General features: G+C 62.0%; 6 protein-coding genes. All 6 read left to right on the forward strand.

Going from position 1 to position 11381, the window contains the following annotated elements; all coding sequences use genetic code 11:
- The first annotated feature begins 420 nt into the window (after positions 1-420).
- Complete coding sequence (locus tag KA184_19350; protein MBP8131740.1) at positions 421-1872, forward strand: hypothetical protein; 1452 nt, start codon at positions 421-423, stop codon at positions 1870-1872.
- 391 nt (positions 1873-2263) lie between these two features.
- Complete coding sequence (locus KA184_19355) at positions 2264-3463, forward strand: efflux RND transporter periplasmic adaptor subunit (GenBank protein ID MBP8131741.1); 1200 nt, start codon at positions 2264-2266, stop codon at positions 3461-3463.
- 12 nt (positions 3464-3475) lie between these two features.
- Positions 3476-6649 (forward strand): efflux RND transporter permease subunit, encoded by a 3174-nt coding sequence (locus tag KA184_19360; GenBank protein MBP8131742.1) that lies wholly within the window; start codon positions 3476-3478, stop codon positions 6647-6649.
- A 118-nt stretch (positions 6650-6767) separates the two neighbouring features.
- Entirely contained in the window at positions 6768-8366 is a 1599-nt protein-coding gene (locus KA184_19365) for an efflux transporter outer membrane subunit (protein MBP8131743.1), read from the forward strand.
- 225 nt (positions 8367-8591) lie between these two features.
- Positions 8592-8966 (forward strand): winged helix-turn-helix transcriptional regulator, encoded by a 375-nt coding sequence (locus KA184_19370; GenBank protein ID MBP8131744.1) that lies wholly within the window; start codon positions 8592-8594, stop codon positions 8964-8966.
- A 107-nt stretch (positions 8967-9073) separates the two neighbouring features.
- Positions 9074-11197 (forward strand): hypothetical protein, encoded by a 2124-nt coding sequence (locus KA184_19375; GenBank protein ID MBP8131745.1) that lies wholly within the window; start codon positions 9074-9076, stop codon positions 11195-11197.
- Positions 11198-11381: the final 184 nt, after the last annotated feature.

Consider the following 11381-nt stretch of genomic DNA (forward strand, 5'->3'; position numbering starts at 1 on the left):
TCTGGAAGACGCGAGACACCGCGGTTTCCCGGTCTCCCCCTTTACGGAGCGCAGAGGGATATGGCTCCTTTTTCGACTGCTCTCCCTTCTGTCTTGCCTGCAGACCGCGAACGCGGACCGGCTACCCACGCCGTACATACCCGAGTGTAACCGTGCGCGCGCATAGGTGCAAGGCGTCCGGGTCGGCGTACGAATCGGCCAGCCGGTAGTGCGTGCGGCAGGCGTGGTCGCGCCTGCAGCGCGCGAACGTGCCGCCGGGCCGGTGACGTGCCCAAGAGCAGTTCACGTGGCCCTATACCCCTCTTCGGGTTCCAAACGCGCGCTTCCAGAGGGCGGAATTTGAAAACACTGCAGGCGCTCAGGATGAGGCATGTGTATAATCCACCGAGTTTTCAGAGAGTTGGTCAAGGGATATCGCAATTGAGACCGCTTCTCAACCGCTGGAACCTGGTAATTGTTGCGCTCGCGTGCGTCCCGGGCGTGGCCCAGCCTGCAACCGGGGTTACAGGACCTTTGCCGGAACGCTCTTTCACCCTGTGGGACTGGACGGCGCCCTGCCGGGAACTGGCACTTTTCGATGCGTGGGCGGCTGACCTTGCGTCGCTCGGATTCACGCGCATCGAGATCTCGGCGCCCTGGCGCGAATTGGAGCCAGAGCCCGGCGTCCACCGGCTTGGATTCATCCAGGAGCGTCTTGACATCTGCAAGAAGTATGGTCTGGGCCTGCGCGTGCGCATGAACAGCTGCTGGGCAGGGGCTGCCCCCGCGTGGTACGACGGCGACTTCTGGCAGGACGCGCACGGTAATCGCGTCTTGACGGGATTGCCGTCGATTCATGATGAACGGTTTTGGTCGCGGTTCGCGCCGCTCTGCACGGCGGCTGCCCAGGCCTTCGCCAACGAAGACATCTGCTGGAGCCCGTTCATCGGCGTGCATGCCGAACTCAAGTGGGCCGAGTGGTGGTCCTATGACCCGTCGAGCATCGCTTTCTGGCGCAGGAGCATTGCGCAACCGCGTCCGGAATGGCTCCGTGCCGTCGCGCCGGACGATGTGCCCCTGCCCGAGACGCCACCCATACCGCCGGAGACCACGGGCGTGCCTGATGCACATCCCGTAAACCGCGCGGTCATTGCTTATCGGGAGGAATCGTGGCGCGGGGCCCTGCGGCGATTTGTGGAGGCTGTGCGCACGGGCGATGGGGATGCGCGCGTGTCAGTGCCCCTCGGCGAGAGTTACCGCGGGCAAAGCGCGAGCATGTCGAATTTGGACTACTGGGGGCTGAGCCGCGGCGCAGACCAGGTGGTCCACTCCTACGACTTCTTTTGGCATGCGCAGGACCCGGCGTGGATGGCCGGCGCGAGCGTCGCCGCGTTCCAGGGGATCACCGGATTGCCCGTTTCCTTCGAACTGGATGGCCCGGTGCTCCTGACCGAGCACGGCTGGACGCTCGAACGCCTGCTCGAAACGGGCCGCTGCGCGCGCAACGCAGGCGCGGACTTGAACGTGGCCAACTGGTCCTATGCGGACGTGCTGCCGTCGAAGCAGGAAGTCGTGTGCGCATTCGCGGAACTCTGGCGCGAACCCGTGCACCAAATAACCATGCGCACCACGGAGACGGTCCTGCTTTTTGTGTCCAAGTGGGAGTTCTACAGTCTTCGCGAACCGGACGAACGGCTGCACGACACGCAGTTCGGCATCTGGAAGCGTCTCACGGACCGGGGCATCCCCGTCCGTTTCATCTGTGAGGACAACCTGGGCGAAGACCTGAGCGGCTACCTTGGCATCATCATCGCCGGTGCGCCATGCGACCTTATGCCGGAGCGCGCACGCGCAAAAGTGCAGGCACTGCCGTTGCCGCGCATAGCACCCTGATTATGGGTTCAGGCCGGGCTCTGTTCTCCCGAAACGGCGTGTTTGTGAAAACAGTCTTTGCGAAAATAGTTGCGTTCGCAAACATCATGTGCTACCGTACCGCGCGCATCCACAGGATGAACTGGCGGCCCCGCACTGCGCATAGCTGCTTGTAGGGACGGAGAAGGCGCGGTCCTCCATCACGGAGACATCGCGCCGCCGAACGAGCCGTTCGAAACGTGGGGAAGCCCGCGCGCGGATGCAGGAGGTTCTGGCAAGAAACGCTGCTGGATAGCAACGATCTATATCCCGCGACAGTACTTGTATTCCCCATACAACGGCAATACCCGCCGGTATTTCCGCTCCCCCTGACAACACAATCGGATACTCGAGCGAATATTGGAGAAGAGTAATGCCCTTTGAAAAGAAAAGCGCATGCGCGGTTGGCTTGCTGCTGAGCAATTTCATGCTTCTCGCCGGTTCGGGGCTTGCCTTTGCCCAAGGCCCCCCAGGCGGTCCCATGCCCCCGCCGGAAGTGTCGTTTGTCACCATCCAGCCGGAACAAGTCACGCTGACTACGGAACTGCCGGGCCGCACGACAGCGTACTTGGTTGCGGAGGTGCGCCCGCAGGTAAGCGGCATTGTCCAGAACCGGTTGTTTACGGAAGGCGGTCTGGTCACGGAAGGCGAGGTCCTCTACGAGATAGACCCCGCCCCCTATCAGGCCGCATATGACCTCGCCGTCGCGGCGCTGTCCCGCGCCGAGGCGAGCGTTCCGCCGCTGGCGTTACGGGCAGAGCGACAGAAGGATCTTGTTCCCACGGGCGCGGTGAGCCAGCAAGAATACGACGAGGTATTGGCTCGTTTGAAGCAGGCGCAGGCGGAGATTGCGTACAGCAAGGCCGCAATCGAGAGCGCTCGTATCAACCTGGAATACACGCATGTCAAAGCCCCGATTTCCGGGCGGATAGGCAGGTCCAACGTGACCGTGGGCGCGCTGGCCACCGCGCATCAGGGGCCGCCTTTCGCCGTCATTCAGCAGTTGGACCCCATTTATGTGGACGTTACTCAGTCCACCGCGCAGTTGCGCCTCCTGCAGAGCCGTCTGAACAGCGGCCTGCTCAAGCGGGATGAGGAAAACGTGAACAAAGTCCGGCTCATCCTGGACGATGGCACGGAGTATCCGCATGAGGGCGCGCTTCAGTTTCGCGACGTGACCGTGGACCCGACGACGGGGTCGGTGATTCTCCGAGTGCTTTTTCCGAATCCAGACGAGGAACTGCTGCCCGGCATGTTTGTTCGGGCGATGGTCACCGAAGGGGTCAACGATCAGGCTATCCTGGTGCCGCAACAGGCGGTATCGCGCACGCCGAAGGGCGACCCGCTGGTCCTGACGGTCAGCGCGGAAGGCAAGGCCGAACAACATCTTATCACGCTGGAGCGGGATGTGGGCAACCGGTGGCTCATCGCGGATGGGCTGGCGCCGGGAGACAAGGTAATCGTCGAGGGTTCGCAGCGCGTGCGGCCCGGTTCGCCCGTGCAGGCCGTGCCGTGGGAAGAAAACTTGGCGCCACAACAGGCGGTGCCCCATCCCGCGGACGAAACGAAGTAACGGAGTCGGCAGATGCTTTCAAGATTCTTCTTGCGCCGCCCGGTCTTCGCGTGGGTCATCGCGATTATCCTGATGGTGGCGGGCGGCCTGGCCATCTACATGCTGCCTGTCTCCCAGTACCCGCCGATTGCGCCGCCGTCGATCTCCATTACGGCGTTCTATCCGGGCGCATCGGCCGAGACGGTGGAGAACAGCGTTACCCAGATCATCGAACAAAAGATGACGGGCTTCGACAAGATGCTCTATCTGTCGGCCAACAGCGATTCCTCCGGTTCGTCGCGTATCGAGCTGACTTTCGAGCCGGGAACGGACCCCGACCTGGCTTGGGCCCAAGTTCAAAACAAGCTCCAATTGGCCATGGCCAGCCTGCCCGAGGTCGTGCAGCGGGCCGGGGTCAAGGTTGCCAAATCGACGCGCAACTTCCTATTGATTGTCGGTCTGATTTCCGAAGACGGCAGCATGGACAGCAACGATTTGCAGGACTATGCCGTCTCGAATCTCGAAAGAGTGCTCTCGCGGGTGCCAGGCGTCGGCGAAGTGGAAATCTTCGGTAATCAATACGCGATGCGCATCTGGATCAATCCGGACAAGCTGACCGAATACCAGATGACCGTCCAGGAGGTAATCGCCGCGCTGCGGGCCTATAACGTGCAGGTTTCCGCCGGTCAATTCGGCGGCATGCCCGCCGTCGAGGGTCAGCGGCTCAACTCGGCGATCATCGTGCAGAGCCTCCTGAAGACGCCCGATGAGTTTGCGGCTATCCCCTTGCGCACCAACCCGAATGGGTCATTCGTCCGTGTTTCAGATGTGGCGCGCGTCGAACTCGGAACCGAGTCGTACGACGTCACGGTGTTAAACAACGGCAGGCCCTCGGGCGGCCTGGCGATCCGGCAGGCGGCGGGTGCAAACGCCCTGCAGACGGCGAGCAACGTCCGAGCCAAGCTGGAGGAGATGAGCCATTTCTTTCCGCCCGGGATGAAAGTGGTGTATCCGTATGACACGACGCCCTTCGTGCGCGTGGCGATTGAAGAGGTGGTCAAGACCCTGTTCGAGGCCATTCTGCTGGTGTTTCTCGTGATGTACCTGTTCATGGGCAACATGCGCGCCACGCTGATTCCGACCATCGCGGTGCCCGTCGTAATTCTGGGCACATTCGCGATTCTGGGCCTGCTCGGATTCTCTATCAACATGCTCACCATGTTCGGGATGGTGCTTGCCATCGGCCTGCTCGTGGACGACGCGATCGTGGTGGTGGAGAACGTTGAACGGATCATGGCGGAAGAAGGCCTTTCTCCCTTTGACGCCACCGAGAAATCCATGGACCAGATCACGAGTGCGCTGATCGGCATTGGTCTGGTTCTCTCGGCCGTGTTTGGTCCCATGGCATTCTTCAGCGGGTCCACGGGCGTGATTTATCGTCAGTTTTCCGTGACAATCATCGCATCCATGCTCCTGTCCGTCGTGGTAGCGCTAATCCTCACGCCCGTTTTGTGCGCTTCCCTTCTGAAGCCGGTACCCAAAGGCCACGAGCCGGCCGAAGGCGGATTCTGGCTGTTCCGGCCGTTTTTCCGTTGGTTTGACCGGTTCTTTTATGTTTTCCGGAACCTCTATCTGAGACTTGTCGGCCATTCCCTGCGCAGGAGATACCGGTTCCTGGTCCTGTTCGTGGCCATTGTGGGCGCCATGGGATACTTCTTCGTGAAGATGCCGTCCGCCTATCTGCCGGACGAAGACCAAGGCATCATGATGATTCAGGCCCTGCTTCCCGCCAGTTCCACCGTCGAGCAGACGAAGGACGTGCTGCAACAAGTGCAGGACTACTTCCTCCAAGAGGAAACAGAAGCGGTGGACAGCGTCATGATGATCTGCGGTGCGGGCTTTTCCGGCAGGGGCCAGAACTCGGGTATGGCCTTTATCCGTTTGAAAGACTGGGAATTGCGTGACCGCCCCGATTTGCGGGTGAACGCCGTGGCCGAACGGGCGATGCTCCGGTTTTCTCAAATCCGGAATGCCCTGGTGTTCGCGTTCGCGCCGCCGGCGGTGGTTGAACTGGGCCGGTCGAAGGGGTTCGACTTCGAACTGCTGGACCGGGGCGGCATAGGCCACGGCGCGCTGATGGCGGCAAGGAACCAGCTGTTGGGCATGGCGGCAGCGGACCCCGTGTTGACCAAGGTCCGGCCGAACGGTCTGGAAGACGTGCCGGAGTTTCGGGTCGACGTGGACTGGGAGAAGGCGGGCGCCTTGGGCGTGCCTATCTCCGCGATTCACAATACGGTCTCTGCAAGCTTCGGTAGCGCGTATGTCAACGACTTTATCCAGGGTGGCCGCGTCAAGCGCGTGTATGTGCAGTCGGACGCGCCGTATCGCATGTCGCCGCAAGACCTCGAGCGACTGTACGTGCGCAATGCCGCGGGCAAGATGGTGCCGTTCTCCTCTTTTGCCTCGGGCCACTGGACATCCGGTTCGCCCAACCTGGAACGTTTCAATGGTTTTCCGTCCATGAATATCTCGGGCGAACCGGCCCCAGGCAGAAGTTCGGGCGAGGCTATGGCGAGAATGGAAGCGTTCGTGAAGCAACTGCCCCCGGGTGTCGGCTTTGACTGGGCGGGGCTCTCGTACCAGGAGCGGCAAGCCAGCGCGCAGGTGGGGCCATTGTATGCTTTCTCCGTCTTGGTCATATTCCTGTGCCTTGCGGCCCTCTATGAAAGCTGGCCCATCCCGATCTCGATTTTGCTGACGCTTCCGCTGGGCGTTCTGGGCGGCGTCCTTGCTTCCACTTGGCGCGCCCTGCCCAACGACGTGTATTTCCAAATCGGCCTCTTGACCACGCTCGGACTGACCACCAAGAACGCCATTCTGATCGTGCAATTCGCCAAGACGCGCGTGGACGAAGGCATGAATCTGATTGTGGCCACGCTGGAGGCGTCTAAACTCCGGCTGCGGCCCATTCTCATGACGTCGCTCGCGTTCGGGTTCGGCGTGTTGCCGCTGGCGATGGCGACCGGCGCGGGCGCAGGCGCGCAGAACGCGATCGGCACGGCGGTGCTGGGCGGAGTGGTGACTGCCACCTTCCTGGTTACAATATTTGCACCACTATTCTATGTGTTGATCCAGCAGACCTTCGGACGGCGCCGCAGACGGTCCCCGGTGACAGCCAGCGGACCGGAACCGGCCGAAAGGGTATAAGATGATCACGTATAGCCCCGCGAGATCGGAGGCACCCGCCGCGCGTGCATTGCGCGGCAGCGGCGGCGGTCGGGCCACGGTTGTTGGGGGACATGCCGCCATCCTGAAACGCGTTCCTGTGTGGACAGTGGCCGCGACGGCCATGCTGTGTTGCGGCTGCATGACCGGCCCTGATTACGAAAGGCCGGACATTCCCGTGCCCGATGCGTGGAGCGAACCATTGGAGCAAGGCGAGACTTCCGGCGCGGCCGTGCTCGATACGTGGTGGTCGTCCTTCGGCGACGTCAGCCTGGATTCGCTGGTCGCGCGCGCGGTGGCGGGCAATTTCGACCTGCAAATCGCGGAATCCCGGTTGAAACAGGCGCGCGCCTACGAGGATATCGCCGGCGCGGCATTGTGGCCGCAGGTAAATACTGCTGCTGCCTATCACCGTTCACAGACGCCCGAGGTCGATACGCAGGGCCGGAACTCCGGTTCCGTTTCGATTTCGCCCACCGGCTTATCCGTTACCGAAACCATGCCCGGCCCGTTCGGGACCATGTTCACGCTGATGCCTGACCTCACAGGTTCGGGCATGTCCCGCGTGACCATCAGTCCAGGCGTCAGCCCGCCCGACCGTCATAATGACCGCTATCAAGCAGGATTCGACGCTTCCTGGGAACTGGACATCTTCGGCGGTGTGCAACGGGAGCGGGAAGCGGCACGGGCAGACACGGCTGGCGTGGAAGAACTGCGGCGGGACGTGTTCATCTCGGTAGCAGCGGAAGTGGCGCGCAACTACTTCCTGCTCCGAAGCGCACAGCACCGTCTTGAAACAGCCGGAAAGAACATCGAGGCGCAGGAAGTGGCCCTGAACCTGGCGCGGGCGCGGTTCGGCGCCGGACTCACGAATGAACTGGACGTTAAATTTGCCGAAGCGCAGCTGGCGTCGTCCAAGTCGGTCGTCCCGGTGCTCGAGACGTATATCCAAGCGGCTATCCACCGGCTGGGCATTCTCATTGGCGGCGATCCCGGCACACTGCAGGAGGAACTGGCAGTGCCAGCCGCGCTGACGGAACCTCCGCCGGAAGTGCCTGTGGGCCTGCCCGCCGACATTCTGCGCCGGCGCCCGGACGTGCGGCGCGCGGAGCGGACAGTCGCCGCGGCCACGGCGCGTATCGGCGCGGCGCAGGCCGACTTGTATCCGCACTTCATGCTGACGGGGTCGCTGACTGGGTCGAGTTCCACATTCGACGGGATTACGCGCGGCGCAAACCGGATATGGTCCCTCGGGCCGGGTATCCGCTGGCCCATCTTTGACGCGGGACGCATCCGCGCGAACATTCGCGTCCAGGACGCGCGGCAGGAAGAGGCGATCACAACCTACGAGAAGACAGTGAAGATGGCGCTGGAGGAAGTGGAGAACGCGCTGGTCGCGTATGCAAAGGAACAGAACCGGCTCATCAGTCTGACCGAGGCAGTGAACGCCAACCGGCGCGCTGTTGAAATCGCGACGCAACTCTACACCAGCGGACTGCTTGATTTTCTCCACGTGCTTGACGCGGAGCGTTCGCTCTTCGCGAGCGAAGATCTACAGTTGCAGAGCGAAGCGCTGGTGTTGACGAACCTTGTCGCCCTCTACAAAGCGCTGGGCGGCGGCTGGGAGACAACGTATCCAGAAGCACTGGCCGAAAATACCGCGACCCCGGCCGCAACCGGGAACCCGCCCGCGCCATAGACAACGAGCACAGGTGCGCGCGCTGTTGTCGACGGCGTCGGACCCCTCTAAGACAACGGGAATAGAGACATGCCGCGCAAGACATCAGTCAAGGACCATACCGCGCCCGCCAGGGCGCGTGCCGATGTAGCAGATGATCTCCGCGAACGGATTCTGATTCGCCTTCTGACGGCGATTTCGCGTGCCTGTCGTATCTTTGGCACGCGGTCAATCAGTCACTTGGGCATGAGCACCAGTCAGGCAGCGGTGCTGGGCGAACTGTTCCGCCATGACGGCTGCCGCCAAGAGGACTTGCGCCTCATCGTGGCGCTCGATAAGGGAAATGTAACCCGGGCGCTGCAACGTCTCGAAGGAAACGGCCTCGTCGTGAGGAAACAGGACCCCGCCGACCGCCGGGCGGTGCGCGTGTATGTTACGGAAAAGGCGGTCGCCATACGCACGGAAATGCGCGCGCTTGCCACGCACTGGGACGACGGGCTCACTGCGGGATTCTCGCATGAAAAGCGGGAGATGCTCGTGGACCTGCTGCTGAGCGTGGAAGTCAATGCGCGCGCGATGGCCCGGCGCGAGGAAGCACGAGAAGCCCACAGGCCCGCTTGAACTCACGGACGGGAACGGTTAGAAGTACCTGTTTCACGTTCGTCACGATTGTTCCGGCAACGGCGGAAATACTCGGACACACGAGGCAAGCGGAGGCATTTCCAGCCATGATGGTGTTCTATTCTGTACTGCTCTTTGCGGTGTCCCAGACGCGGATTGACCCGCTGCCCGGGCAGGTCGGCTTTTTCCCCGCGGCCACTCAGTTCTCGCCGGTCCCCTCCGGCAACGGCTGGAAGGGCGAACCCGGACCTCTTGCACCGGAAGTGGCCGAGGCAACGATCGAGAACATAATCGCCCACGGGTTCACCGGCATCGAAGGTCCCACGCGCCGGCCCCCCGAAGAAGAGCGGCTTATCCTCGAATACGCACAGTCCCGGGGCATGTTCGTCACGTGGCATACCGGGGCGCTTGAAGGTTTTGGACGCGACACGCCGCCCGTACCTTGCGTATATGCGCCGGAGTATCCGGAGACGGTTCGTGACCGCGCCGAAAGCGCCCTGACCCCATTGAGGAACATCCCGCGCCTGTATAACGTGTTTACCTATCAGGACGAGCCATTTACGGCCGGTCCGCGGTCATTTGGTTTCAATGATGAGATCAAGCGGGAATTTCGCGTGCGCTATGGTTACGAACTGCCTGAAGACCTCGATTTGGCTCGCGGCGACCCCGGGCGCTGGCGCGACCTGATCGAGTTCCGCACGGCGAAGTTTCCGGACGCCTGGCGGCACGTCTACCGAGCCGTGAAAGAGGTACACCCCGGTTTCCGCGTGACACTCACACACGACAGCCACAACACGTTCGGCGCGGGCCGAGGTTCACATGCGGAGATTGCGATTGATGACGTGTTCCACTGGGGCGGCGATTTTGCGGACCTGTTCGTGTTTGATATGTATCCCTACATGATGTTCGATTTCCGGTTCGGCGAGTGCTCCAAACTGCCCAAACCTCGTATCAGCCAGACGCATTACGCCTTCGCACAAATGCGCGCCCTTACGCGCGCGTACAACCGCGACCTCGGGTTCTGGGTCGGGACCTATAATCCCGCGTGGTTTGGCCATTTCCTGTGTCCGGAACTGGCGGCGATGCACTGGTCCGAACGCGAGATGAGCATGACGGCCGCGGCGGCCGCGGCGAACTATCTCCTGACCGGCTACAACATTCCGGTGGATGCCGCGCACTGGGAGGCGTTTGGCCAGGGCCTGCGCCTGCTGCAGAAGGCCGGCGGAGGCCTCGTGCGCGCACCCAAAGTGAAGGCCCGGGCCTGTATGTTGTTTCCGCGGACACAGTATGTCCAGTTGCAGCGAGAGTACTTCAATGTGGGGCTGTCGTTTGAACTGTTCCTCCGCGCCTTTGGCGAACTGGATATCCTGCACGAGGACCAGGTCAAATACGACACGATGGGCGGCTACGACGTGCTGCTGCTGTTCGACGTCGAACTGCTTCCGCGCAAGGTGGCCGAGCACATTGCGGGCTTTGCGGCCCGCGGCGGCGTCGTCATCGCCGACTGCCTCCCGCAGCTCGACGAGAACCGCCGGCCGTTGGACGTTCTCGGGAGGGCCTTTGGCGTCGAAAAGGGCGCAACCGGCCGTATCCTCCGCACTGGGAGCTGGGTACCGTATCGGGACATGCCGCCGGAGTGGTTTTCCCGCTCCGAGAAAGCGCCCGATGAGACGGTTTTCGAAACCGATGTCTTCAGGTCAGACAGCTGGACCGCAGACCCCGCGCAAGGCATGGGCGATTTCCTTGTTGTCAGTCCGCGTGAGAATTCCGTGAAGGACGGCGAGGTCCTGGCGCGGCTGGAATCCGGGCGGCCCGCCGTGATACGGAGCGCGGTGGGAAAAGGCTGGGCGTATCTCTTGGGATTCTGCACGCAAGACACGTATTTCAATACCTGGCGGGATGAGAATACGGCACACCGCGAATCGTTGCGTGCGCTCTTTTCGGAATTGACCCGTACTGCGGGCATACGCCCCCATGTCCGTTCGGCCAACCCCGATATCGAGGCGTCGATCCGGGCCAACGAAAAGGAAGGTTTTCTGTTCGTGATCAATCATGAGGCGGCCGACCCGGAAACCTGCGTCGAACTGCGGGATCTCGCGTTTCCGATAGGCAGACTCGTCAATCTGGACGATGACGCCGATTTCCCGGCCGTACCCTTGCCGGATGGCCTGCGCATCGATGTCACTGTCCCGCTCGGAGAAGCACGTTTGTTTCACGTGCTGCCCGGATAGAACAGGTCAGCCGACGACTCTCAGCCGACAAGTCCGTTTTTGTTGTTGTGCCCTGCGTCTCGCCGTTGACCCGGTCTTGAAAACCGCGTCATGCGCCATTCATCATGTCTGGCAGAAACCTTCGTGCCGCGGGCGGGGAGAGAAGAAATGACGGGCGCAATGCTTTGTTGGGTGGCCGCAGCGA

The organism is Candidatus Hydrogenedentota bacterium (genome assembly GCA_018005585.1).
In the GTDB taxonomy this organism is placed as follows: domain Bacteria; phylum Hydrogenedentota; class Hydrogenedentia; order Hydrogenedentales; family JAGMZX01; genus JAGMZX01.

What these genes read in the sequence shown, in the direction of transcription:
- KA184_19355 (MBP8131741.1), top strand. Translation starts at nt 2,264, where the DNA reads ATGCCCTTTGAAAAGAAAAGCGCATGCGCGGTTGGCTTGCTGCTGAGC.
- KA184_19360 (MBP8131742.1), top strand. Translation starts at nt 3,476, where the DNA reads ATGCTTTCAAGATTCTTCTTGCGCCGCCCGGTCTTCGCGTGGGTCATC.
- KA184_19370 (MBP8131744.1), top strand. Translation starts at nt 8,592, where the DNA reads ATGAGCACCAGTCAGGCAGCGGTGCTGGGCGAACTGTTCCGCCATGAC.
- KA184_19375 (MBP8131745.1), top strand. Translation starts at nt 9,074, where the DNA reads ATGATGGTGTTCTATTCTGTACTGCTCTTTGCGGTGTCCCAGACGCGG.